Here is a 23,649-nt window from a genome sequence, read left to right on the forward strand (position 1 = left end):
TGTCGGTGCATTGCCCTGCCGTCTCGAAGTTCTCCGCGAGTGGCGAGATTTTCAACAGTTGAACCGTTGACCGCCCCTGGGGGCGATGGTAATTTCTCCCGCATGGGACGCATTGTTTCGATCAATACCGGTCCATGTGTTTCCTCCAGCTTTGCGCGACGCGGAAACACCGCCATCAACAAACGTCCGGTCGAAGGGAATATCCGGGTCACGAAATTAGGCCTGGAGGGCGACGAGCAGGCGGCGGACTTCCACGGCGGCGAACTCCAGGCCGTCTACGCCTATGCCCGGGAAGACCTCGACTGGTGGTCCGAGCAACTGCGGACGCCGCTCCGCAACGGCGTCTTCGGCGAGAACATCGACCTGGCCGGCTTCGACGCCAGCGGTGCCGTCCTCGCGGAGAAGTGGCAGGTGGGGGAGGCCCTCCTGCAGGTCACCGCACCCCGCATGGCGTGCGGCACGTTCGGCGGCTGGATGAAGCAGGAAGGCTGGGCCAAGCGCTTCAACGCCGCACGCCGGCCCGGGGTCTACCTCCGAGTCCTGGAGGAGGGGACGATCGCGCCGGGAGACCCCGTCGAGCGCGTCTGGCGTCCGGCCAAGCACATCACCGTCGCCGAGGCGGTCGGAGCGATCCTGGACGAGCAGGACGTCCTGCGCCGCATCATCGAGATGGCCGACGAGGAACCCACCTGGGACCGCGCCGCGATGATGTTCCACGTCTCCAACCGGACCCGGTCCGGCGCGAAGAACAGGGGGACGGACGGGCAGCGGGCGGACGGGCGGACGGGCGCTCGCTTACCGGCCGCCGGACGCGCGGAGGGGCCCCATGCTTGACGTGTTCGGCGACTACAGCGCGCGCGACCCGTTCACCGCCCTGGCCCGGGCGGCCCGGTCGTGCCCCTACCAGGAGGCGGCCGAGAACGGCGGCCTCTACGCGCTCGGGGCCGAGGACGTGCGACGGCTCCTCCTGAGCCGCGACGTCTGGTCCGAGCGGTCCACCGACCAGCGCCTGGCCGCCATGGATGAGAAGGACGCGACACGACGTGCCGCCCTGAAGCGCTTCCTCGCCTACTGGCCGGTCTTCTCCGACGCCGCCTACCACGACCGGGTGCGTCGCGTGACCGTCCGCCTCCTTCGGGGCACGGTGGCACCGGGAACGCTGTCCGCCTGCGCCCGGCTGGCCGACCGGCGCCTCACCGCGAAGGGAGACGAGCCCGTCGACTGGCTCCAGGACGTGGCGCGCCCCATGGCGCTCGAAGCGATCGTCGCTCTCGTGGGCCGTGCCGATGCCGTGCGGCTCGTCCGCCTGGGCGAGGCCGTGATGGACGAACTCGCCACCGCCCGTATCGACATGGCCCGCATCGACCGGGCGCTGGACGCCATCGGCGAGCTGAGGGCATGGCTGGACGCGGCACGGGCCGAGCCGCCGACACCGCTGGTTTCGCGGCTGGGTGAGTTATGGAGTGATCCGGCCTACGGGCCCGAGCCCGCGACCGCCCTGCTCACCCAGATCGTGACGGGCGCCTACGATCCCACGACCACCTCCCTGTGCGTCGTGGGGGAACGCGTCGACAGCGACGTCCTCGCCCGCGTTCCCATCCCCTCGGTGAGGGAAGAGGTGTTCCGGATCGCGACGCCCTTCCGGTTCGCCAGCCGCTACGCGCGTCGCCCGCTCTCCGTCGGGCCCTACCACCTGGACGTGGGGGACAGGGTCAACCTGTGCCTCGCGACGGCGAACCTCGACCCGGAGCAGTTCCCCGAACCCCTGCGGATCCGGGACCGGGGCAGCACCTCCCGCGGCCTCAGCTTCGGCGCGGGTAAGCACTACTGTCCCGGCGCCCCGCTGGCCCGGGCGGTGGTCGAAGTCCTGCTCGAGTCGATGCGGAAGGCCGGGGTCCACTTCCGTGCGGAGCAGGTCGAGCGGGAGCCCGAGCTGCCGATGCTCCGCTACCGGAAGCTGACCGGACGACTCGTGCCGGCCGCCTGGCCCGACCGGTGACACCTTTCGGGCCCGAACGCCCGCTCCGTCCGCCCGGCACCGCGCCTTCGGCAGGCCACCGGGCGCCCCGTCACCAGGCCGCCCGGACCGGCGGACGACGCCCTCGGGCAGCGCGGTTCCGAGGCCGCCCCGCCGCCGCTCGGATCCCGGCCGCCAGCCCCTCCCGTTCCCTCACCCATGGAGCTCGCGTTGAGTGCGCTGATCATCGACACCGATCCCGGACTGGACGACGCCCACGCCCTCGCCATGGCGCTGACCCCCTCGCCGAAACGGCCCTCGGTCCCGGTGAGCGCGATCTGCACGGTCGCGGGCAACGTCGGCATCGACGCCGTGACCGGCAACGCGCGGTGGCTGTTGGGCGCCTTCGGAGACGAGGCGGCCCGCCCCCCGGTGTACCGGGGGGCCGCCGGCCCCCTGGCCGGTGCCGTCGCGGACGCCGCCGACATCCACGGTACGGACGGCCTCGGCGACATCCCCCGCTGGCCCGTGGCGGACATCGCAGAGGAGACCCTGCCCGCCGCCCTGGCCCTCACCGACACCGCGCGTCGCCGGCCGGGCGAGATCACGCTGGTCACGCTCGGCCCCCTCACGAACATCGCGCTCGCCCTCAGGCTGGAGCCGCGGCTGCCCCGCTTGCTGCGCAGGGTCGTCGTCATGGGCGGCGCCGTACGCGGCCACGGCAACCTCACGCTCAACGCCGAGTTCAACATCGGTGCCGACCCCGTGGCCGCGGACCTGGTCTTCGCCAACTTCCCCGACGTCACGCTGGTCACCTGGGAGGCGACGGTCAACCACTCCTTCGCGCGAGAGGAGTTCGACGCCTTCTTCCGAGGTGGGAGCGAGGCGGCCGCGAGCCTCCGACGCCTCGTGGACAACCGCTACCTCACCGATCCGGGCTACGGGCGGCGCTCCGCGTACTTCCGCGCGGACCCGCTGGCCATGGCCGTCGCCCTCGACCCCTCGGTCGTCACCCGGGTGGTGCGTCACCGCGTCTACGTCGGCTACGGGCCGGGAAGCCTCGGCCACGGTCTGACCGCCGTCGACTGGCGGGACTCCCGCTCCGACCGGCCCGCGGTCACGATCGTGGAGGAGCTCGACCACGGCCGCCTGCTCGAACTGCTCCGCATCTGAACGGCCCCCCGGGACCGCGAAGCCACGCCCCCGACCCAGCCGCTCCGCCTTCCACAACGTGGCCCGGCGCAGGGCGACGACGCGATGCGCGTGGGTGGCGGCGGGCAACCCTCACAGGAGAGAAGCATGAACACACCCCCGCACATCCCCGAGTCGCTGAGCCCCCTGCTGGACCTCGAGAAGGTGGCGCCCGGAACGCCCTCGCGCCTGGTCGAACAGATCGCTTTCATCACCGAGATCGACCGGCTCAAGTCCGTGCTGCGGCTGAGTCCCCTCCTCGCCGCCGACCGCCGGGAGAACGACGCCGAACACTCGTGGCACCTGGCACTGATGGTCATGGTCCTGGCGGAGTACGCGAACGAGCCGATCGATGTGGAACACACCCTGAAACTCGTGCTGGTCCACGACCTCGTGGAGATCTACGCGGGGGACACCTGCCTCTTCGACGACGACGCCAAGAAGGACCAGGCGCAACGCGAGGCCGACGCGGCGAAGCGGCTGTTCGCCCTCCTGCCGGAGGGTCAGGACGAGTCGTTCCACGCGTTGTGGGAAGAGTTCGAGGCGCGACGTACCCCGGAGGCCAGGTTCGCCAAGGCCATGGACCGGCTGCAGCCGCTGCTGTTGAACGCCGGCAACGAAGGAGGAACGTGGCGCGCCCCCGGCGTCACCGAGGCGCGCGTGCGCGAGCGCACCTCCGTCATCGCGGAGGGCTCGCTGACGCTGTGGGATCTCACGCGGAAGCTCTTCGCCCATGGCGTGCGCGAGGGCTGGCTCGCGACGGGGCCGTGACACCCACCGCACCCCCGCCGCCCCGGGCGCGTGCGTTGGAAGGCGGGCACGCCCCGGACTATGGTGTTCGCGAACGTGCACGCCGTACCTGGAGGAGGAGCGCGATGTCCTCGAAGCGACGCCGGAAGAAGAAGGCCCGCCGCAAGAACGCCGCGAACCACGGGCGGCGCCCGCAGTCCTGAGTGCGGCCACCCGCGGCCCTGACCCTGGCAAAAGGCCTGGTCAGGGCCGTTTGCGTGCCGGGCGCCACGGTGCGATGGGAGCGGATGCGGCGCCTTCCGCGAGTGAGCTGGCGGCTTCTGCTGGTGCCCCGGGCCTCGCGGCTGCCTACCGTGGGCAGCGGAGGTGGTCGACGGGACCGCCGGAGCGAAAGCGGAGATCATGCGCACTGCACTGGTGACCGGTGCCTCGTCCGGAATGGGCAAGGAGACGGCGAAACAGCTGCTCGACAAGGGATTCGCGGTCTACGCCGCGGCCCGCCGCGTCGACCGGATGGCCGACCTGGAGGAACGGGGGGCGGTCACGCTGCGCATGGACATCACCCGGGACGAGGACGTCCGGGCGGTCGTCGACCGCGTGAGCGCTGAGCGCGGCGGGGTCGACGTGCTGGTGAACAACGCCGGCTTCGGCCTGTACGGCGCCGTCGAGGACACCGCGGTGGACGACGCCCGGTACCAGTTCGAGGTCAACCTCTTCGGCCTGGCCCGGCTGACCCAACTGGTCCTCCCGCACATGCGCGAGCAGGGCTTCGGCAGGATCGTGAACGTGTCCTCCGTCGGGGGCAAGATCTACACCCCCCTCGGTGCCTGGTATCACGCCACCAAGCACGCGCTGGAGGGCTGGTCCGACGCCCTGCGCCTGGAGCTCGCCCCGTTCGGCGTCGACGTGGTGATCATCGAGCCGGGCCTGATCGAGACCGAGTTCGGCGACGTGATGGTGGAGCCGATGCTGAAGCGCTCGGGGTCGTCGGCCTACGCCGGGCTGGCCCGGAAGCTGGCCTCCGCCAGCCGCTCCAACTACGCGCCGGGCAAGGCCACCCCCGCCGCCCGACTGGCCGAGGTGATCGTCGGGGCGATCACGGCCCGGCGTCCCCGGACGCGTTATGTGGCGGGCCGGTACGGGAGGCCGCTGGTCACGCTGCGCAGGTGGCTGAGCGACCGGGCGTTCGACCGCATCGTCATGCGTGCCGCGGGCGTCTAGGACGGGCGACGTGGCCGTCGACACCTTCGCACCCAGACCCCGCCCAGGCGCAGGCCGGGGCGCACTGACTCCGCGGCGGCTCGGGGGCTGTCCGGACAGGGGCGTGCCGCCAGTGGCCGCGCGCCGATGACGGCGGCGGCTCCGCCTCCAACTCCGTCTCGTGCCAGGCCTCATGGGCGCGAACCCCGGCTGGGCGAAGAGCGTCAGGGCCGGCCGGGATGTGGAGGGAGAGCCGGAGCGGCGGTGGGTGCGGCGTTACCGGCGCCGATGGCGACGGCGGCGACGTCGCTCATGCCCCGGCCGCCTCTCCGGCTTCGCGGGCGATGCGGTCGAACTGGGCTCCCATGGCCTCGGCGAGCGCCCTGGCCGCGGAGAGCGGGCGGACCATGACGGTGAAGTCGTCGATCCTGCCCTCTTCGTCAAAGTGGAGGAAGTCGCAACCCTGGATCTGCCGTCCTTCGACGGTGGCGGTGAAGAGGAAGGCGTGGTCACGGCCGTCGGGGTTCGCGATCTCGCGGACGTAGGTGAAGTCCTCGAAGACCCGCATCACCCCGCGCAGGATCGCGGCGGTGATCGCCTTGCCCGGGTACGGCTTGAAGGCGACGGGGCTGGTGAAGACGACGTTCTCGGCGAGGAGCGCCTCGATGGCTGCCTCGTCGCGGTTCTCGACGGCCTGGCGGAACGGATGCACGACCTCACCTTTGCTCAATTAGTTGAATAGGTGCATCGGAGATTAGGCTCGAGTGCCAGGGGTTGTCCACCCCTCGGCGACGGGGGTGCGGCTCTGTTGATTAGTCGCATCCATGACTAATCAACGATGAGATAACCTCGGCTCATGGCATTGCGCAACGCGGTGATGGCCGCCCTCCTCGAAGGCGAGGCATCCGGCTACGACCTGGCAAAGGGCTTCGACGCCTCCGTCGCGAACTTCTGGATGGCCACCCCTCAGCAGCTCTACCGGGAGCTCGACCGCATGGAACGTGAGGGCCTCATCGCCGCACGGGTCGTCGAACAGGAGCGCAGGCCGAACAAACGGCTCTTCTCGCTCACCGAAGCCGGCCTGGAAGCCGTGTGCGCCTACGTCGCCGAACCGCCGGGCAAACCGACGACCATCCGCGACGAGCTTCTGGTCAAGGTGCACTGCGCGGACATCGGCGACACCGAGGCCGTACGAGCGGCGATCACCGAACGTACGGAGTGGGCCGCTGCCAAGCTCGCCCGGTACGAACGGCTCAAGGAACGCCTCCTGAAGGGGTGTCCGGAGGACGAGTACTGCGCACGGGCCGAACGCGTCGGGCCGTACCTGACACTCCTGCGCGGCATGGCGTTCGAGCGGGAGAACATCGAGTGGGGCGAGACCGCGCTCCGCGTACTCGAACGACGCGCAACCGCGGCCCACGACCAGGAAGACGCCCCACCGCGGGCGTGACCCGTCGGCAACCACCCGCCCTCACCGGCTCACTTGCCCGCCCCGAAGGCGTGTCCCGGCCGTGCAGGCGGCGCCCCCGGTAGCACACGGAGCTCGCCTCGCCCCACGCCCGGCGAGGCGCCGCGACCTGCCCGCTCGGGGACGTGCCGACGGTGACGACCCGGGACGCCGACGCGGGGGCGGCCAGGGTGCCGTGTCGCACCCCCCCGAGGCAGCAGAACCGGCCGCGGTGTCCACCGCCGTCCTCGCCGCACCGTTTTCCGGTACGGCGCCCTGTTTCTGGGTAATCTGACGGGGAATCGGATCAGTGGTCGACAGCAGGCCCAGGGGGGACCAGATGAGTGATCCGCTGACCTCGGCAGTGGTGGGAGCGGCGCTCCCGGCGGCTTTCAGCTTTCTCTTCCAGCATCTGCACCGGGTCATCGACCGGCGGTCGGCCCGGTCGGCCGAGCAGCAGGAGGCCGCCCAGGAACCGCCGGTCCCGGCGCCCGCCTGCCTGGACGGCGATCCGGGTCTCACCGAGGCGGAACCCGACCTGGGACGCCTCGAACTGCACGCCGCCGAACTGGAACGTCTGGCCGGAGCCCTTTCCGTCTACCAGCGCCACCCGGACCGCCTCCGCCCCGACGACGAACGGCTGCTGCGGGAGCTCGGCCTGCTGCGAGGGCTGCTGGAGGACGTCTACGGACGGCACATCACCTTCCGCGGCGAACAGCAGCCTCCCAGCGGTGCCGAGATCGACCAGCGGCTGCGCGCGATCCGGGGCCGGGTCGTCGGTGCCGAGGTGCCGGGCGACCGGCCGCTGGACCGCTACGTGGTCCGGCAGGAGGTCGAGGACACCGCCCCGGAATCCGAGGTCGTCGGCATCCGGCACACCGGTGAAGGGTCCGCCCGGTCTGCCGGGGAGGAGCGGACCTGAGGCCGTTCCAGCGGCGTGGTCGAAGCCCCCGTGCGCCCGGTGGGGTCCCGGGTGGTCCGGGGCAAGGCACGGGGGCAGGGAGTTCCGGCGCCCGGTGCGGGACGGGTGGGAGGCCCAGATGACACAGTCCGATGCGCAACCGATGAGTCGTTCCGCCGTGCTCCACCGGCTGCGGGAATGGCTCCGGGCGGGGGACACGGAGGTCGCGCCGGTGATGGTGATCACCTCCGTGCGGCCAGAGGACCGCGCGCCCTCGCTGGAGGCCGCCACCCGGATCTGGCGCCAGGTGCACAGCAGCGCGGGCCGCGCCCCGAGGGAGACGCCGTGGGCCAGGCTCGCCGGGGGACGGGCGAGCGCGGACACCGCGGCCGGCGACGAGGACGAGGCCGAAGCGACCGTCAGCGGGCTGCTCAAAGCCGCCCTGGACGGCTCCGAGGAGGACGCGGACGGCGTCCTCCGGCACGGCCTGCTGGTCGTCGACGACCTTGACGAGCTGCCCGTGCGGTTGGCCCGCCGCGTCGAGCGGGCCGCGCGTAACGCCGACCGGCTCGCCGCGGCCGGTATCCGGCTGCTGATCGGCGCCGCGCCGGACCCTGACGGGCTGCCGGAAACGGACGATCCGCGTACCGCCGTGCTCCTCCACCGCCACGTGCACCCACGGCAGGCACGGCTGGAACGGATCGTCCGCTGGGCGAGCGATCCGCAGACGGACGAGGTCCTGCTCGTCACCGGACCACCGGGTTCGGGCAAGACCCTCCTGCTCCAGCAGGCGGTCGACGTCCTGGAGTCCGGGTCGGCGGCCGATGTCGCGTTCGCCCTGCTGCGCGATCCGGGCGAGCCGAACCTCGCCACCCTGACGACGCACCGGCTGGTCCAGGAGGTGGCACAGGCGCTGGACCGGCGCGGCATCACGGCAGCAGGTCCGGGCGCGCCGGCGGTCGACATCCGCCAGGAGGTCCAGGACGCACAGGGGCCGGTGGTCGGCCTGTACGCACAAAACCTGGTGCTGCAGGGCACCGCGCCGACCGTCGACCTGCTGGTGGCGGCCCTGCGGCAGCAGGCCGGGCAGCCCGGCGGCCCGGGAGCGCCGCTGGTGATCGTGGTGGACGCGCTCAACGAACTGAGCGAGGAACCACAGGCCGAGCTGGGCGGACTGCGTCTGCTCCTGGCCGAGCTCGAGCAGCGGTTCCAGCGGGATCCGGGCGCCCCGCGGCTCGGCGTCAAGGTGCTGCTCTCCTCGCACGACCGTCCGGACTGGCTACGCCGGGCGTCCCTGCTCGACCTGCAGGGTGCCGACACCGATCTGGAGATCCGGGACTACGCCGTGGCCCGGCTCGCCGGCGGCGATGGCGGGCGGCAGCACGCGGAGGAACTCGCCGGGCAGATCGTCAGGCTGTCCGGCGGGCTGTTCATCGTCGCCTCGGGGCTGCTCGACGAGTGGGAGGAGACTGGACGCCTGCCGGAGCCGGGGTCCGACACGGCGGCCGGGAACGCCGCCTCGTACTTCGCGGACCGGCTGGAGCGGATGCGGGAGACGGCGCTGAGCTCCGGCGACGAGCGGCGTGTGCGCGCCTGGGAGGACACCGAGCGTTTCCTCACGCTGGCCGGGCTGGTGCCACAGGGGCTGACCGCCGACGAGTTCGCCACGCTGTGGGCGGCGCCGACCTCGAACGGGGTGGATGCACCGGTCTATCGTGGCTGGAAGAACGGGCTGCCGAAGGAGATCGCGAAGGGGCCCGCACGCCGGTTCCTGCTGTTCCCCCGGGACAACGACCGCCGGGGTCGGTTCCGGGTGCTGCACCCGTCGATCCGGGAGGCGGTGCTCGCCGAACGTCCCCGGACACCGGGGGCCACCCTCGCCGACGAACTGGACCGCTTCCTCTCGGCGCTGACACCACTGGACGGCACCGGCCCGCAGTGGGACCCGCGGGACGGGCGGCTGGCACTCGCCTGCACTGCCGGGGTGCTCACCCGGCTGCTCGACGCCGCCCTGCGGCCTTCGCCGGAGCCCGCGGAGGTCGCGCGGGCCGAGCGGCGGATACGCCGGCTGCTGGAGGACTGGCGCTGGCTGGAGACCTGCCTCGGCCACGCGGACGACACGGAACTGCCGCTGGGCCTGGGCCTGGTGGACCGGCAGCTGGGGGAAATCCTGGCCCTGGAGAGCTTCGACGCGGCAGCTCTGGAACTGTGGCCGGACGGGCCTCCGGAGCTGTCTGGGCCGCCCCCCGCGGCGACGACGCGTCCCGCGGCGGGCGGCACGACCGCCGGACCGGCTCCGCCACTTCCGGCGCCCACGCCGACGACGCCCGGCAACGATCGGGGCGGAAACCAGCAGCACCGGAAACCCGCCCGCAAGGGGACCTCCCGGGCCTACGCGAGCATCGGCCATCCGACCATCAAAGCGGTCGTGACCGGCTCCTACCGCTTCCCGACGCGCGAGGAGGCAGTGGAGATGCTGGGGACGATCAAGGAGTACTTCGTCCTGTCCCGCAAGCTCAACGAGCAGGGCACCGACCCCGGACGGCCCGCACTGTGGATCACCGGATTCGCCGTCAGCCCGCAGGAGAAGCGACAGGGGGTGCGCGGGCACTATGCCCGGCTCGGCGTGGACCACATCGGCGGCCGCTGGACGCTCACCGCGACACCCGTCGACACGGACCTTCCACCGCCCGTGCAGCCGGTGCCCCGCCGCAAGCCCCCGCACCCCAACTGGGGGCACCCCATCCTGCGCAGGGTCCGCCGCAACCAGCGTGAGACCCCGCCGTCCCCCTATGCCACGCAGGCCCACGCCCAACGCGAACTCGACCTGCTGCACGAGGAGTATCCGGCCAAGTCGATACCGAACCCGGGACTCCTCTACATCATGGTCTACGACGGCGGGCGCCTCGCCGCGGGCAAGGTTCCGGTGGTGAAGCAGATCCTGAGCATCGAACGCTGCCCCGGGGGCTTCGTGATCCGCGCCAGGGAGAACCGCGGACCGCGGGAGGCTGCGGACATCGGTGGCCACGACGACGTCCTCCCGCCCGGCCCGCGCGTCGACGACGGCGGCGAACCCACGGAGGCAGGCTGACATGGGTGTACGGCTGACGGACTTCCAGCGGGCGTTGCACGCGCTGGTACCGGAACTCCCGCCCCACGAGTGGGCCGCGCGCCCGGAGAGCCTCACCCAGCAGCTGCTCCATCACGAGCTGACCTCGGGCCGTCCACGCCCCGAACTCCTGGCGGTGGTGTCGGCCCGGCTGCGCCAGATCACCGGTGCCGTCGGCCGGACCGGGCTGGCCACCCGCTGGTCCACCAGCCGTTCCCGGCGCCGGCTGCGGACGCCATCGGGTCCGGTGGCGCTGATCGCCGCGTCCGCCGACGGCGCCCAAGTGCTCTTCGCGGGCAGGGACGACGTGCTGTGGCAGTGGTCTCCGGCCACGGCGGATCCGCCCCGGAGGCTGGGCCGGTGCGGCTACCAGATCTACGCCCTGGCACTCTCCCGCGACGGCCGTACGGCGGTGACCGGGGACGCCGGGGGCGCGGTGTGCCGGTGGTCACCGGGAGAGAAGGACCCCGCGCCGATCCAGCTCGGCGCGCACCGGGGGTTCTGCCGGGGCGTCGCACTGAGCGAGGACGGCAGCCTCGTGGTCTCCGTCGGGGACGAAGGCCGCGTGCTGCGCTGGTCCGCCGACGGCAACGGCACCCGCGACGCCGTGCTCGGCACCCTGGCGGACGAACTGCTGACGGCGGTGGCGGTGCTCGGCGGGCACGTGGCCACGGGAGACCGCCGTGGGCAGGTGCACCGTCTCGACCTCGACCCGGCGGACGGCGCGCAGGAACCCCCGACGCTCCTGGGCGCGCACGACTCGGCCGGGCCGGTCACGCTGGCCGTGGCGCCCCGGCGCGGCCTGGTGGTGAGCCTGGGTCGCGACAACCGGGTCCTCAGCTGGTCGCTGGAGCGGGGCAGTACCGGGTCCCGGCCCGTCGGCGGCTACCACCTGCCCCTGTGGGGGCTGGCCGTCAGTGCTGACGAGGCATACGTGGTCAGCGGTGGAGCGGACTGCCTGGTCATGGCCTGGCCCATGGAGGGCGGTGACAGCCGGGTGATCCAGCGGCACGAGCGCTCGGTGTCCGCGCTGGCCGCCGCCGGGCCCCCCGGAGAGGCCAAGGGGGACGCCTCCCCGGTGGGCAGCGTGGTGTTCAGCGGCGGCAACGACGGTCTGATCCTGAGGTGGGAGGGCGGCCAGCGGGACGACCCGGTCACCACCCGGGCTCCCGACACCTGGGCCATCGCCGCGACACCGCTCCCGGCTTCCCCTGCCCTCGCTTCCTCGTCCGTTCCCGCCTCCCCGGCTTCCCCGGCATCTCTCCCGGACGGTGCGCGACGGATCGTCACCGGCGGTCGGGGCGGCATGACCCTGTGGGAGCTCACCGACGCCGCGCGTCCCCCGGAACGGCTGCTCGCCCTGGGCCAGGCGGCCAACGCCCTGGCGCTGCTGGGCCCGTACGGCCCGTTGGTCTGGGTGACCGAGGGCAGGGATCTGATGCTCGCCCCGGAGCTGAGCGTCTCCGCGGCGCAGCCCCCGGAGACCGTCGCGCTCTCCACCGGCCGGCTGTACGACGCCGTGTGTGCGCTGCCGGACGGCGAACACTTCCTGGCCACCGGCCGAGGGGGCCAGGTCGAGCTCTGGCACGCCGGGACCCGGCAGATGCGGACGCTGGGCCACCATCGCAAGACACGCGTACGTGCGGTGGCGGTGAATCCCGAAGGCACCTGGGCTGTGACCACCGGCCATGACCGCACAGTCCGGCGGTGGGACCTCACCGGCGAGAGCGGCCAGGAGCTGTTGGGGACGCTGACCGGCCGGGGACGCAGCCTCACGTTCTCGCACGACGGCCACGCGGTGTACGCAGGGGACGACGAAGGACATGTCGTGCGGTGGTTCCCCGGCGCGGGCCCGGCGCCCGGACAGGTGGTGGGCAGGCATCGCCCGGGTGCGGTGGTCCGGTCGGTGGCGGTGCTCCCCGGCAGCGGCGTCGTCGCCTCGACGGCGGACGGCGGCTCGGTCCGCCTGTGGCGGGCGGCTGCGGCCGATGGTCCGGAACCGCTGACCCGCCTGGCCATGACCAACACCCCGCTGCGGCTGCTCACGCTGCCCGGCGGCCTGCTGGTGACCGACTACGCGGGTGGCCTGACCTTCCTCGACGTCCTGGGCCCCACCCTGCCGGCCCCGCAGCCGCCACCCCGTGCCGCGACGCCGACGGAGGCTCCCCCATCGGAGACGCCGGACGACGAATCCGCCGCGGTGACGCGCGTCCGCCGGCGGCGGATGGTGATCGCGGACCAGTGGTGGCTGCGGCACCAGGCACCGCGTCCGGACCTCGGTCTGCTCCTGGAGACCCTGATGAGCCACGGCCCCGTGGAACCGCTGCTGTGCTGCCCGGACATCCCGGCGCTGCTCGGCTTCCGGCAGGCAATGCTCGCAAGTGGCTGGACCCTGGAAACGGTACCGCCGGACCGCCCCTCGCAGCGCAGGGCCATCACCGAACTCGTCGAGCGGACGGCCGCGTACGGCCCGGTCCTGCTGATCAGCGGCGACGAGATTCTCTGGGCCGCACTGACCGAAACCGGCACGCCGGTCGAACGACTCACCGAACTCCCGCCGTACTCCGGCCTCTGAGGCCGTCTGTTGCGTCACCCTGGAGACGAGTCGCCGGGTTGAGCCCGGAAGGGGGGCCGGCGGGGTGGCACCGAGCTGCCTCGCCGCCGCACGACCTGGATGCCGGTGACGGGCAGGTCCGGGCGCCGGCGCAACCGCCTCGGCGGCGCGGGAGCGGAAGGGCGCACGTGGTGAGCGACCGCTGCGGAACGTACCGCCGACACTGAAGGAGGACGCCAGCCGCCGGTGGGCACAGGCGAGATAGAGAGAGCGCTGCGGGAGGAGCGCCCGAAGCGGCCCGTGCGGCTGGTGCGCTCAAGCCGCCCGGCCGACACGAAAAAGGCCCGCTGACCTGGAAATCGATCCAGATCGGCGGGCCTTCGTCGCACCGTCGGGACGACAGGATTTGAACCTGCGACCCCTTGACCCCCAGTCAAGTGCGCTACCAAGCTGCGCCACGTCCCGGTGCCTTCGCGGCCTGGGCTTTTCGGCCCCGGCCGTTCGTGCAGGAAAACTGTACCTCACTCGGCGCGGTGCTCGCGCACCCCTTCTGACGCGCGGGTTTCGGGGGCTGGGGGCCGGGATACCCGGTGTCGGTGATGTCCGTGATCGCGAAGGGTGGGAGTGCGGTGTGAGGCGACCCCGGAGGGTCGTTGTGGGGGCTGGTTTCGCCGGGTATCAGGCGGCCCGGGGCCTGTCGCGCAGGGCGCGGGGGGCCGCCGAGGTGGTGGTGGTCAACCCGAACGACTACTTCCTCCACCTCCCGCTGCTGCCCGAGGTGACCGCGGGGACGCTGGAGCCGAGGAGGGTGACGGTGCCGCTGGCGGGGACGCTGCTACGGGGTGGCCCGGCCGAGGTGGCTGCTGCTCGACCTCGCGTCGAGGGTGCTGCCGACGCTCGACGAGCGGCTGTCGGCGACCGCCGACCGGGTGCTGCGGGGGCGGGGCGTGGACGTGCGCCCGGGGACGTCGGTGCGGGAGGCGACGGCGGACGGCGTGCTGCTGGACGACGGCTCTTTCGTGGGCACCCGCTCGCTGGTGTGGTGTGTCGGGGTGCGGCCGGATCCGCTGGTGGGGAACCTGGGCCTGCCCACGGAGCAGGGGAGGGTCCTCGTGGACGAGTACCTGACGGTTCCGGGGCATCCGGAGGTCTTCGCGTGCGGGGACGCGGCAGCCGTCCCGGACCTGACGCGGCCGGGGGAGACGACGCCGATGACGGCCCAGCACGCGGTGCGGCAGGGCCGGGCGGCCGCGCACAACATCGCGGCCTCCTGCGGGGTGGGCGCGCGGCGGGAGTACCGGCACCACGACCTGGGTTTCGCGGTGGATCTGGGCGGGCTGCAAGCGGCGGCGAACCCCCTGCGGGTGCCGTTGGCGGGGCTCGCGGCCGGGGTGCTCACGCGGGGTTGCCATCTGGCCTCGTTGCCGGGGAACAGGGCGCGGGTCCTGACCGACCGGATGCTGAACGCGGTGCTGCCCCGGCCGTCGGTGCAGCTCGGGCTGGTGCCGGAGTCCGCGGTGCCGCTGGATACGGCGTCTCCGGAGACGGCACGCCTTCCCGGGTGAGGCCCGGGGCACACTTCGCGGGGCGGGCTCAGCGCCGGGAGAGGGCCGGGGCGTAGGGGCCGACGAGTTCGCGGTGCCACCAGGCCCCCGTGGCGCGACGCTCGCGCGCCGTGGTGAAGCGGTACCGGTAGAGCCGGGCGCGCACGTGCGTGGGCGGGGCGTCCGGGAAGGGGTCGTGGCGCAGGAGCCGCAGCGTCGCGGGGTCGCCTGCGAGCAGCCGTTCGAGCAGCCCGATGAACCAGGGGCGGGCGTAGCCGGGGGAGAGGGCGGCGAACCACATGAGCCAGTCCAGCCGCAGATGGTAGGGCGCGAACTGGCGGGGCAGACGGCGGACGTCGCCGGGTTTGCCCCGGAAGCCGTACTCCTGCCACACGGTGGCCTCGGTGAGGCGGTCGGCGTCGGTGCCCTCGATGACGACCTCGTGCCGCAGCCGGGTGACGGTGCCGAACGCGCCGTAGGTGTTGACCAGGTGGTAGGCGTTGAAGGAGCGGTTCATCTCCTGCCGGGAGGAGACGAGGTTGCGCACGGGCCAGTAGCTGAGGACGGCCACCAGCGCCGTCACGGCGAGGGTGGCGGCGGTGAACCAGCCGGGGGTCTCCCCGTGGGCGGGCGTGGTGATCAGGCCGGAGGCGTCCACGGCGGTCACGGCGAGCAGGATGGTCAGCCAGTTGAGCCAGGAGAAGTTGCCCGAGACGACCAGCCAGAGCTGGGTGAGGACGATGCCCGCCGCGGCCCAGGTGGCGACGGGCTGCGGCGCGAACAGCAGGACCGGCAGCCCGAGCTGGGCGACGTGGTTGGCCGCCGCCTCCACTCGGTGCAGGGGCTTGGGCAGGTGGTGGAAGTACCAGCTCAGCGGGCCGGGCATGGGCTGCGTCTCGTGGTGGTAGTAGAGGCAGGTCAGATCCCGCCAGCACCGGTCTCCGCGCCATTTGATCAGCCCGGCGCCGAACTCGACGCGGAAGACCAGCCACCGCAGGAGCAGCAGGGTGAGCAGGGGAGGGGCGACCTCGTCGTTCCCGAGGAAGGCCGCCAGGAAACCGGCCTCCAGCAGCAGCGACTCCCACCCGAACGCGTACCAGGTCTGCCCGACGTTGACGATGGACAGGTAGAGAGCCCAGGGCAGGAGCCACAGGGGGATCGTCGCCCACAGCGGGACGAGGTCTCCCAGGCCGGCCAGGAGCGCGGCGGAGAGGGCCGCGCCGGCCCAGGCGACGGCGGCGAAGAGCCGGTCGGAGTACCGCCAGTGGAAGAGGCTGGGCGCGGCGCGGAACGGCACCCGGCGCAGGTAGACCGGGACGGGGGTCATGCCCGAGGCGCCGATGAGGGCACGGAACTGCAGCGCCGCCGAGGCGAAGGCGATGAGGTACACCGCTGCCAGGCCGCGCTGGAAGACGAGCCGGGCCGTCCAGTACTCCGGTGCCGTGAGCCACTCCATGACGGACACGGGTACCACCGTCGGCGCCGGGCGACGCGCACCCCGCCCGGCGCGCCGTCGCCCGCCCGGCCGGGCCGCCGCCCCGTGCCGGGTCCGCGCCCGTCAGCGCTCCAGGACCAGCGCCTGCCCCTGCCCGACGCCGATACACAGCGCGGCGAGGCCGGTGCCGGATCCGGCCTGGGCGAGCTGGTGCGCGACGGCCCCGGCGATGCGGGCTCCGGAGGCGCCCAGGGGATGGCCGACGGCGATGGCGCCGCCGCGCGGGTTGACCTTCGCCGGGTCCAGCTCGGGCCACTCGGCGAGGCAGCCGAGGGCCTGAGCGGCGAACGCCTCGTTCAGCTCGACGGTGTGCAGGTCGTCGAAGCGCAGCCGGGCCTTCTCCAGGGCGCGGCGGACGGCCTCGACGGGGCCGAGGCCGAAGAGCTGGGGCTCGATGCCGGTGACCGCCGAGGCCCGCACCCGGGCCAGCGGTTCCCGGCCGACGGCGCGCAGGCCGGCCTCGTCGGTCAGCAGGAGGGCCGCGGCGCCGTCGTTGAGCGGGGAGGAGTTGCCGGCGGTCACCGTCCCCCCGTCCTTGCGGAAGACGGGCCTGAGCTTCGCCAGCGCCTCCAGGGACGTGGCCTCGCGGATGGTCTCGTCGCGCAGCAGTTCGCTGTCCCCGTAGGGCACGACCTCGGCCGCGTAGGCGCCGTCCTTCCAGGCCCGCGCCGCCTTCTCGTGGCTGGCCAGGGCGAAGGCGTCCTGCTGTTCCCGGGTGATGCCGTGCCGGTCGGCGACGAGTTCGGCGCCCTCGCCCAGGGAGACGGTCCACTCGGCGGGCATGCGCGGGTTCACCATGCGCCACCCCAGCGTCGTGGAGTGGAGGTCCGGTGCCCCGGCCGGGAAGGCCCGCTCGGGCTTGGGCATCACCCACGGCGCGCGGCTCATGGACTCCACGCCGCCCGCGATGACGACCGAGGCGTCCCCGGTCGCCACGGCCCGGGCGGCCTGCACGACGGCCTCCAGGCCGGAACCGCAGAGCCGGTTGACCGTGGAGCCCGGCACGGTGACCGGGAGCCCGGCCAGCAGGACGGCCATGCGGGCGACGTCGCGGTTCTCCTCGCCCGCGCCGTTGGCGTTGCCGAGGACGACGTCGTCGACGCGGGCCGGGTCCAGCTCGGGCGAGCGGTCCACGAGGGCGCGCACGACGTGGGCGGCGAGGTCGTCGGGGCGCACGGTGGCGAGGCCGCCGCCGTACTTGCCGACCGGGGTGCGGACGGCATCGACGACGTAGACATCTCGCAGGCGATCGTTGGTCATGGCAGCGATCGTGTCAGGCCCGTGCGCCGCTTGACCAGAGTCCGGGACACCGCCGCCCGCGGGTCCGCGACACCTTGTCGTGCTTCGCCGGAAAGGCGCCGTTCGGCCCGATCGGGCCCCTAGGGTTGCCGGATGCGTGTTCTGGTCACCGGAGGAGCCGGTTTCATCGGCTCGCACATCGTCACCGCCCTGGAAGCCGCGGGGCACGAGGCCGTCGCGTTCGATCTCGTCCCCTGCGCCGCGTCGGTGCAGGGCGACGTCCGGGACGCCGAGGCCGTCGCGAAGGCGCTGGCGGGCGTGGACGCCGTCAGCCACCAGGCCGCCATGGTGGGCCTGGGGCGCGGTTTCGGGGATGCCGCGGCGTATGTGGGGGTCAACGACCTGGGTACCGCCGTGCTGCTGGAGCAGATGGCCGAGGCGCGGGTGGGCAGGCTGGTGCTGGCCGGGTCGATGGTCGTCTACGGGGAGGGGCGCTACGCGTGCGCGGTGCACGGTGTCGTGCGGCCGGGGGCGCGCGCCGTGCCGGACCTGGACGCCGGGCGCTTCGAGCCGCCGTGCCCGGAATGTGGAGCCGCGCTGCTGCCCGGCCTCGTCGCCGAGGACGCGGCGGTGGACCCGCGCAACGTCTACGCGACGACGAAGCTCGCCCAGGAGCATCTGGCCGCGGCCTGGGCGCGGGCCACGGGCGGACGGGTCATCAGCCTGCGCTATCACAACGTCTACGGGGACGGCATGCCCCGCGACACGCCGTACGCCGGTGTGGCGTCGTTCTTCCGTTCCGCGCTGGAGCGGGGCGAGCCGCCGCGGGTCTTCGAGGACGGGCGGCAGCGGCGGGACTTCGTGCACGTCGACGATGTCGCCCGGGCGAACGTGGTGGCGCTGGAGGCCGTCGCCGGCCGCCCGGCTGGGGAGTTGCGCGCCTACAACACCGGCAGCGGCGAGCCGCACACGGTGGGGGAGCTGGCTTCGGCGCTCGCCGCGGCCCAGGGCGGGCCCACTCCCGTCGTCACCGGCGAGTACCGCCTCGGGGACGTCCGGCACATCACCGCCTCCTCGCAGCGGCTGCGCGACGAGCTGGGCTGGCGCCCGCGGGTGGGGTTCCGGGAGGGCGTGGAGCGTTTCGCGCGGGCGCCGCTCGCGGAACGGTGAGGGGTCCGGCCACCCCGTTCGGGTGAGCCGGCGAGGCGAGCACTCGGGCGCGTTCGTCTTCCTCCGCGTTTCGCGTGGCGTTACGCGATGGTTATGACGCTATGTCCTCTTAGGGTGGGCAAGATGAACGACAGCCCAACGCATCGGGGCGATCTGGTGCTTCCCTGTCTCGACGAGGCCGCCGCGCTCCCCTGGGTCCTGGCCCGGGTGCCCCTCGGCTGGACGCCCATCGTCGTCGACAACGGATCCACCGACGGCTCCGCGGAACTCGCCCGTGAACTGGGGGCCAGAGTCGTGCGCGAACCCCGCCGCGGCTTCGGCGCGGCCTGTGACGCCGGGCTGCGCGCCGCCGACGCCGAGATCGTCGCCTTCTGCGACTGCGACGGCTCCCTGGACCCGGCGGCCGTCGAGACGGTGGCCGGTCCCGTGCGCAGCGGCGAGGCCGACCTCGTCCTGGCCCGCCGCCGTCCCACGGCGCGGAACGCCTGGCCGCTGCACGCGCGGGCGGGCAACGTCGCGCTCGCCCGCATGGTCCGCCGCCGCACCGGGGTGTCGCTGCGCGACCTGGGGCCGCTGCGCGCGGCGCGGCGGGAGGCGCTGCTCGGCCTCGCCCTGTCCGACCGGCGCAGCGGTTACCCACTGGAGATGGTCGTCCGGGCCGCCGACGCGGGCTGGCGCATCCGGGAGACCACGGTGCCCTACCGGCCGAGAACGGGACGCTCCAAGGTGACCGGCACCTGGCTGGGCACGCTGGGCGCGGTGCGCGACATGCGGGCGGTCCTGCGGTGACGGCGGCCGCTCCGAGCCCCGAAGGCTCCGTCCGGTCTGAGGTCCGGCCCGGGATCGTGCCGCTCACGGTGCTCGTCATGGCCAAGGAGCCGCTGCCCGGCCGGGTCAAGACGCGGCTGACGCCCCCCTTCAGCCCCGCCCAGGCCGCCGCGCTCGCCGAGGCCGCGCTCGCCGACACCCTGGAGACGGTGGCCGCGCTGCCCGTGACCCGGCGCGTCCTCGCGCTGGCCGGACGGCCCGGGCCCTGGCTCCCCGGCGGGTTCGACGTCGTGCCCCAGGGCGGTGAGGGGCTCGACGCGCGCATCGCCCGCGCGCTGGGCGCCTGCGCGGGACCGACGCTGCTCATCGGCATGGACACGCCGCAGTTGACGGCCCGCCAGCTCGGCCCGGTGCTGCGTCCCGGGGCCTGGGGCGAGCACGACGCCTGGTTCGGCCCCGCCGTCGACGGCGGCTTCTGGGCCCTGGGGCTCGCCTCCCCCGAGCCCGCGCTCGTCCACGGGGTGCCCATGTCCCGGCCGGACACCGGGGCCCACCAGCGGAACCGGCTGGAGCGCAGGGGGCTGCGGGTGGGCCTGCTGCCGCTTCTGCGGGACGTCGACACCGCCGCAGACGCCGCCGAGGTCGCCGCCTGCCGGCCGGGCCGGTTCGCCGCCGCGTACACGGCCCTGTCTCCCGCGGGGGCGCGATGACGACGACGTGCCCCACGGCCGACGGCCCGCTGCCCTGGGACGCGGACCCCTACACGGTGGCGCTGAGGGCCGGACGCGGACCGCTGTTCCTCCGCGGCCCCGACGGCCGGCTGCTCCCGCTGGACGTCGAGCGCTGGTGCGCCCGGGCCGACGAGGCCGACCTCGCCGTGCTGCGCCGGTGCTCCGGCGCCGTCCTGGACATCGGCTGCGGGCCGGGCCGGATGGTCGACGCCCTCACCCGGCTCGGGCGGCCGGTGCTCGGCATCGATCCGGCACCCGAAGCGGTGAACCGCACCCGGAGGCTGGGTGGTCCGGCGCTGTGCCGCTCGGTCTTCGAGCCGTTGCCCGCCGAGGGCCGCTGGGGCAGCGCCCTGCTGCTGGACGGCAACATCGGGATCGGCGGGGATCCACAGGCGCTGCTGCGGCGGGTGGCCGCCCTGCTCGCCCCCGGCGGGCTGCTGCTCGCCGAGGCGGCCGCGGCGGACGTCGAGGAGCGTCTCGAGGTCAGCCTGGACGACGGACGGGGGCACCGGGGCCCGCCCTTTCCCTGGGCGCGCGCTGGAACGTCGGCCCTGCGGCGGCGCGCGGGAGCGGCGGGCTGGCAGGTGGTCGAGGAGTGGACGGCCCGTGAGCGCCGCTTCCTGGCCCTGCGGGCTCCCTCGCCGCTGTCCGCGGGCGCCCGGACGCCGCCGGGGGGAGCGGGGGCGGATGCAGCCGGGTCACCACCGGCACGCTAGACGCGGGTCTCCACCGGCACGTTCGGCGCGCCCTCACCACCCTGTGAGCAGCAGGTGGTTGACCGCCAGGGCCAGCGTGGCCTGGGCGGCGAGCCATCCCCGGTGCTGCCGCTCGGGCAGCAGCGCGGCGGCCGGGAGCAGCCACAGGGCGAACGGAAGCCAGATGCGCTCGGTCTCCGCCTTGCTCATGCCGGAGAGGTCGGCCGTCACCATCGCCAGCAGGGCGCCGGCGAGCAGGATCACCAGTGGTGAGGGGTGCCGGGCCGCCGTGGCGGCCCGGCGCAGCCCGGCGACGGTGGCCAGTCCGACCGAGAACACCTGTGCCGCCAGGTTCCCCCAGACGTAGTACGCGTAGGGCCGGATACCGGCGGCGCCCTGGTAGTAGCGCTCGTGGAGCGTCACGTACCCCTCCCACCACCAGAAGCCGCCCAGAGTGAAGGCGATAAGCCAGGGCACCGCCCCCAGCAGTACCCAGGGCAGGGGGCGCGCGGTGCGGGCGGCCACCAGGACGGCGACGCCGATGACGGCCATGAGCGACAGCCCGTAGGAGAGGTACACCGTCCAGCCGAACAGCGCTCCGGAGGCGAGCGCTGCCAGTGCGGGCCTGCGGACCGCGCCGGTCGCGGCCAGGGCGAGAAGCGCCACCGCCCAGGCGCTCACACCGGTGAAGTAGCCGTCGGCGGAGGTGCCCAGCCAGACGGCGGCCGGCGCCAGCACCAGGAACGGCGCCGCCCGGCGGGCCGCCTCCGGCCCCGCCAGCGCCCGGACGGCGACCACGGCCGCGGGCGCCGCGGCGGCGGCGGCGACGATGCAGAAGGCGCCCGCCCAGGCGCCGCCGCCGAGCCCGGCACGGTCCAGGCCCACGAAGGTCAGCAGGGCGCCAGGCGGGTGCCCTGCCACGTGAGCGGGCCAGTTGTCGGGCGCGTCCATCAGGATGCGGCTGGTGAACTCCCGGAGGGTGGCCCCGACGTCCTCGACCTCGCCCACCGACCGCAGGTACTCGTACTTGGTCGTCAGCCGCTTCGCCACCCCGCGCTCCCAGCCGTCCACCAGGGCGAGGGACCACACCCACGCGAGCGAGCCGCCGAAGACCGCCCACGGCAGCGTGCTGGCACGCAGTCGGCGCGCGAGGGCGGGCCCGTAGAGGACCACGAGGACGGCGACGGTGAGCGCGGCCGACGTGCCCGGCCCGACGTGCGGCTCCCAGTTGGCGTACAGGGGGGGCCAGCCGACGCGGAGCGTGCCGTCCCGTTCCTGGATCCGGTGGCCGACGGCCACGGCGAGTACGACGAGGGCCACGGCGGCCCCGACGGCGTACAGGTCCCTGCGGAATGACGGGCGGTCTCGCACCGGTTCACCGTAGGTCGGCGCGGGCCCGCGCCGGTCACGGCACGCCCGGAGCCGCCGAGTTCGGACGAGCCCGCGTGCCGTGTGGGTGGGCCCGGGCGGCGTGTGGTCACCCCGTCCCGGTGTGCCGCAGCCGTGCGGTGACGGTCTGTGAGGCCTTCTCGGCCGCCGTCCGCGGATCGGCCCCCGTCAGCACCTCCGTCTGGTACTCCTTGATCGGGTTCTCCGCTTCCAGTCCTGCCCAGGCCGGGGAGTTGGGCGTCGCACGGCCGGACTCGGCGCCGCGGGCCATGGCCTCGGCCCCCGGGTCGCCCTTCAACGCGTCCGTCAGCGTCGTCCTGTTCGGCACGTAGCTCATGGTGCGGGCGATCTCGCGCTGCCAGGTGTCGCTGGTGAGGGTGCGCAGGAACGCGTAACCGCCCTCGGGGTCGCCCGCGTTCTCCGGGATGATGAGCACCGACCCGCCGGTGAAGACGGCCCCCGGGGTGTCGGGCTCCTTGCCCGGGATGGGGAAGTATCCGAGCTTGTCCGCCAGCTCGGGGTTGTGTTCGATGATGATGCGGCTGTGGCCGGGAGGGGCGATGAGCTGGGCGATCTCGTTCTCCGCGAAGACCTCGCCGTGCTCGGGCTCGGCCTCGTCCCGGTCGGCCGGTGCGTCGCCGAGGGCGTGGAGCTCGCGGTAGAACTCCATCCCGCGCAGGGCCGCGGGCGTGTGCAGGGCACCCTCCCAGTGGCCGCTGCGTTCGACGGCCAGTTCGCCGCCCTCGTCCCAGATGAACCCGGCCAGGACGTACCAGTTCTGTCCGGGCAGGTAGATCCCCTGCTGGCCCGCCTCCGGCCGGTTCAGCCGCTCGGTGACCTCCAGCCACTCCTCGCGCGTGGCGGGCGGTTCGGTGATGCCGGCGTCCGTGAAGAGGTCCTTGCGGTAGATGACGACGCGGTTGGCGCCGTAGTAGGGGATGCCGTACTGGTAGCCGTCGATCTTGCCCGGTTCCTCCAGGCCGGTGATCCAGTCGTCCCCGCCGAGTTCGGGCACCTGGAGGGTGAGATTGCGCAGGTGGCCGGTGGCGGCGTAGCGGGCCACCTGGGTGTTGCCCACCTCGATGAGGTCCGGGGCCTCGTCGGAGGCGAGTGCCGCGGTCACCTTCTCGCCGATGCCCGCCCACTCCTGGACGGTCACCTCGACCCGGCGGTCCGGGTTGCGGTCCTCGAAGTCCGCGACGATCCGGTGGGTGAGCTCCTCGGTGAGACTGTTGTTCATCAGCCAGACACGCAGCGGGTCGGGCTCGTCGGCGCCGCCGACCGGGCCACCGCAGGCGGTGAGCACTCCGGCCAGCACGGCGGCGGTGGCGCCGGTGGCCAGGCGTCTCAGCAGGTGTCCGGGCATACCTCACCCCTTGATCCCGGTGTCGGGACGGTATCGAACGGTTTGCCGTGGGGGGAGGCAGAAGCCAAGGATTGGCATAGACCAACGAGCAGGTCAAGTCGTGGGAACGAACCTTCGAACGGATGCCCCGGGCGGCGCTGTGC

The 23,649-nt window shown here is 73.5% G+C and carries 19 protein-coding genes and 1 tRNA gene; 14 read left to right on the forward strand and 6 right to left on the reverse strand.

All coding sequences use genetic code 11. The annotated features are described in order from the left end of the window. Positions 1-102: 102 nt before the first annotated feature. From HPT28_RS03775 to HPT28_RS03795, 5 genes are all read left to right on the forward strand, one after another. Positions 103-834, forward strand: coding sequence for an MOSC domain-containing protein (locus tag HPT28_RS03775; protein ID WP_219089181.1), 732 nt, complete (start codon positions 103-105; stop codon positions 832-834). Further along, a complete protein-coding gene (locus HPT28_RS03780; protein WP_219089183.1) occupies positions 827-1,999 on the forward strand; it encodes a cytochrome P450 in 1,173 nt (390 codons plus the stop codon). Before HPT28_RS03775 ends, HPT28_RS03780 begins: the two co-directional genes overlap by 8 nt. 189 nt (positions 2,000-2,188) lie before the next feature. Then, positions 2,189-3,130, forward strand: coding sequence for a nucleoside hydrolase (locus HPT28_RS03785; RefSeq protein ID WP_219089185.1), 942 nt, complete (start codon positions 2,189-2,191; stop codon positions 3,128-3,130). Between the two features lie 126 nt (positions 3,131-3,256). After that, a complete protein-coding gene (locus tag HPT28_RS03790; RefSeq protein ID WP_219089186.1) occupies positions 3,257-3,919 on the forward strand; it encodes an HD family hydrolase in 663 nt (220 codons plus the stop codon). A 381-nt stretch (positions 3,920-4,300) separates the two neighbouring features. Further along, positions 4,301-5,119 carry an oxidoreductase gene (locus tag HPT28_RS03795; protein WP_219089189.1) on the forward strand — a complete coding sequence of 273 codons (819 nt, stop codon included), beginning with the start codon at positions 4,301-4,303 and terminating at the stop codon, positions 5,117-5,119. Positions 5,120-5,408: 289 nt separating this feature from the next. Here the strand turns inward: HPT28_RS03795 and HPT28_RS03800 are convergent, their stop codons facing one another. Beyond that, positions 5,409-5,810, reverse strand: coding sequence for a nuclear transport factor 2 family protein (locus HPT28_RS03800; protein WP_219089190.1), 402 nt, complete (start codon positions 5,808-5,810; stop codon positions 5,409-5,411). A gap of 144 nt (positions 5,811-5,954) precedes the next feature. Between HPT28_RS03800 and HPT28_RS03805 the strand changes: the two genes are divergently transcribed. The 4 genes from HPT28_RS03805 to HPT28_RS03820 all read left to right on the forward strand — a co-directional run bounded on the left by HPT28_RS03805 (position 5,955) and on the right by HPT28_RS03820 (position 13,130). Next, positions 5,955-6,548 carry a PadR family transcriptional regulator gene (locus HPT28_RS03805; RefSeq protein ID WP_219089192.1) on the forward strand — a complete coding sequence of 198 codons (594 nt, stop codon included), beginning with the start codon at positions 5,955-5,957 and terminating at the stop codon, positions 6,546-6,548. A gap of 337 nt (positions 6,549-6,885) precedes the next feature. Further along, the gene (locus HPT28_RS03810; RefSeq protein WP_219089194.1) at positions 6,886-7,467 is read left to right on the forward strand and encodes a hypothetical protein; all 582 of its coding nucleotides are present in this window, start codon (positions 6,886-6,888) and stop codon (positions 7,465-7,467) included. 142 nt (positions 7,468-7,609) lie between these two features. Further along, positions 7,610-10,537 carry an AAA family ATPase gene (locus HPT28_RS03815; RefSeq protein ID WP_219089195.1) on the forward strand — a complete coding sequence of 976 codons (2,928 nt, stop codon included), beginning with the start codon at positions 7,610-7,612 and terminating at the stop codon, positions 10,535-10,537. A gap of 1 nt (position 10,538) precedes the next feature. Next, positions 10,539-13,130 (forward strand): WD40 repeat domain-containing protein, encoded by a 2,592-nt coding sequence (locus HPT28_RS03820; protein WP_219089197.1) that lies wholly within the window; start codon positions 10,539-10,541, stop codon positions 13,128-13,130. Between the two features lie 370 nt (positions 13,131-13,500). On the opposite strand, the gene HPT28_RS03825 is transcribed toward HPT28_RS03820, so the two are convergent. Beyond that, a tRNA-Pro gene (locus tag HPT28_RS03825) sits at positions 13,501-13,574 on the reverse strand. Between the two features lie 377 nt (positions 13,575-13,951). On the opposite strand from HPT28_RS03825, the gene HPT28_RS27340 reads away from it, so the two are divergent. Further along, positions 13,952-14,674 carry an FAD-dependent oxidoreductase gene (locus HPT28_RS27340; protein WP_308119060.1) on the forward strand — a complete coding sequence of 241 codons (723 nt, stop codon included), beginning with the start codon at positions 13,952-13,954 and terminating at the stop codon, positions 14,672-14,674. Between the two features lie 28 nt (positions 14,675-14,702). Here the strand turns inward: HPT28_RS27340 and HPT28_RS03835 are convergent, their stop codons facing one another. After that, on the reverse strand, positions 14,703-16,109 hold the full coding sequence (locus HPT28_RS03835) for a lipase maturation factor family protein (protein ID WP_219089367.1): 1,407 nt from the start codon (positions 16,107-16,109) through the stop codon (positions 14,703-14,705). A 102-nt stretch (positions 16,110-16,211) separates the two neighbouring features. Then, positions 16,212-17,408 (reverse strand): thiolase family protein, encoded by a 1,197-nt coding sequence (locus HPT28_RS03840; protein WP_219089199.1) that lies wholly within the window; start codon positions 17,406-17,408, stop codon positions 16,212-16,214. A gap of 132 nt (positions 17,409-17,540) precedes the next feature. Between HPT28_RS03840 and HPT28_RS03845 the strand changes: the two genes are divergently transcribed. From HPT28_RS03845 to HPT28_RS03860, 4 genes are all read left to right on the forward strand, one after another. After that, on the forward strand, positions 17,541-18,557 hold the full coding sequence (locus tag HPT28_RS03845; RefSeq protein ID WP_219089200.1) for an NAD(P)-dependent oxidoreductase: 1,017 nt from the start codon (positions 17,541-17,543) through the stop codon (positions 18,555-18,557). A gap of 123 nt (positions 18,558-18,680) precedes the next feature. Continuing rightward, entirely contained in the window at positions 18,681-19,346 is a 666-nt protein-coding gene (locus HPT28_RS03850) for a glycosyltransferase family 2 protein (RefSeq protein ID WP_219089202.1), read from the forward strand. Positions 19,347-19,423: 77 nt separating this feature from the next. Further along, positions 19,424-20,035, forward strand: coding sequence for a DUF2064 domain-containing protein (locus HPT28_RS03855; RefSeq protein ID WP_219089204.1), 612 nt, complete (start codon positions 19,424-19,426; stop codon positions 20,033-20,035). Continuing rightward, on the forward strand, positions 20,032-20,772 hold the full coding sequence (locus HPT28_RS03860) for a class I SAM-dependent methyltransferase (protein ID WP_219089207.1): 741 nt from the start codon (positions 20,032-20,034) through the stop codon (positions 20,770-20,772). Before HPT28_RS03855 ends, HPT28_RS03860 begins: the two co-directional genes overlap by 4 nt. A 33-nt stretch (positions 20,773-20,805) precedes the next feature. Here HPT28_RS03860 and HPT28_RS03865 read toward each other — a convergent pair whose 3' ends face one another. Next, positions 20,806-22,122: a hypothetical protein gene (locus HPT28_RS03865; RefSeq protein ID WP_219089209.1), complete on the reverse strand. Its 1,317-nt coding sequence runs from the start codon at positions 22,120-22,122 to the stop codon at positions 20,806-20,808. A 106-nt stretch (positions 22,123-22,228) separates the two neighbouring features. After that, positions 22,229-23,506 carry an extracellular solute-binding protein gene (locus tag HPT28_RS03870; RefSeq protein WP_257578002.1) on the reverse strand — a complete coding sequence of 426 codons (1,278 nt, stop codon included), beginning with the start codon at positions 23,504-23,506 and terminating at the stop codon, positions 22,229-22,231. Positions 23,507-23,649 lie beyond the last annotated feature (143 nt).

Source organism: Streptomyces sp. JJ38 (genome assembly GCF_019303475.1).
GTDB lineage: Bacteria > Actinomycetota > Actinomycetes > Streptomycetales > Streptomycetaceae > Streptomyces.

What these genes read in the sequence shown, in the direction of transcription:
- HPT28_RS03790 (WP_219089186.1), top strand. Translation starts at nt 3,257, where the DNA reads ATGAACACACCCCCGCACATCCCCGAGTCGCTGAGCCCCCTGCTGGAC.
- HPT28_RS03855 (WP_219089204.1), top strand. Translation starts at nt 19,424, where the DNA reads ATGGCCAAGGAGCCGCTGCCCGGCCGGGTCAAGACGCGGCTGACGCCC.
- HPT28_RS03860 (WP_219089207.1), top strand. Translation starts at nt 20,032, where the DNA reads ATGACGACGACGTGCCCCACGGCCGACGGCCCGCTGCCCTGGGACGCG.
- HPT28_RS03810 (WP_219089194.1), top strand. Translation starts at nt 6,886, where the DNA reads ATGAGTGATCCGCTGACCTCGGCAGTGGTGGGAGCGGCGCTCCCGGCG.
- HPT28_RS03870 (WP_257578002.1), bottom strand. Translation starts at nt 23,506, where the DNA reads ATGCCCGGACACCTGCTGAGACGCCTGGCCACCGGCGCCACCGCCGCC.
- HPT28_RS03775 (WP_219089181.1), top strand. Translation starts at nt 103, where the DNA reads ATGGGACGCATTGTTTCGATCAATACCGGTCCATGTGTTTCCTCCAGC.
- HPT28_RS03845 (WP_219089200.1), top strand. Translation starts at nt 17,541, where the DNA reads ATGCGTGTTCTGGTCACCGGAGGAGCCGGTTTCATCGGCTCGCACATC.
- HPT28_RS03805 (WP_219089192.1), top strand. Translation starts at nt 5,955, where the DNA reads ATGGCATTGCGCAACGCGGTGATGGCCGCCCTCCTCGAAGGCGAGGCA.
- HPT28_RS03780 (WP_219089183.1), top strand. Translation starts at nt 827, where the DNA reads ATGCTTGACGTGTTCGGCGACTACAGCGCGCGCGACCCGTTCACCGCC.
- HPT28_RS03815 (WP_219089195.1), top strand. Translation starts at nt 7,610, where the DNA reads ATGAGTCGTTCCGCCGTGCTCCACCGGCTGCGGGAATGGCTCCGGGCG.
- HPT28_RS03850 (WP_219089202.1), top strand. Translation starts at nt 18,681, where the DNA reads ATGAACGACAGCCCAACGCATCGGGGCGATCTGGTGCTTCCCTGTCTC.
- HPT28_RS03835 (WP_219089367.1), bottom strand. Translation starts at nt 16,109, where the DNA reads ATGGAGTGGCTCACGGCACCGGAGTACTGGACGGCCCGGCTCGTCTTC.
- HPT28_RS03820 (WP_219089197.1), top strand. Translation starts at nt 10,539, where the DNA reads ATGGGTGTACGGCTGACGGACTTCCAGCGGGCGTTGCACGCGCTGGTA.
- HPT28_RS03795 (WP_219089189.1), top strand. Translation starts at nt 4,301, where the DNA reads ATGCGCACTGCACTGGTGACCGGTGCCTCGTCCGGAATGGGCAAGGAG.
- HPT28_RS03840 (WP_219089199.1), bottom strand. Translation starts at nt 17,408, where the DNA reads ATGACCAACGATCGCCTGCGAGATGTCTACGTCGTCGATGCCGTCCGC.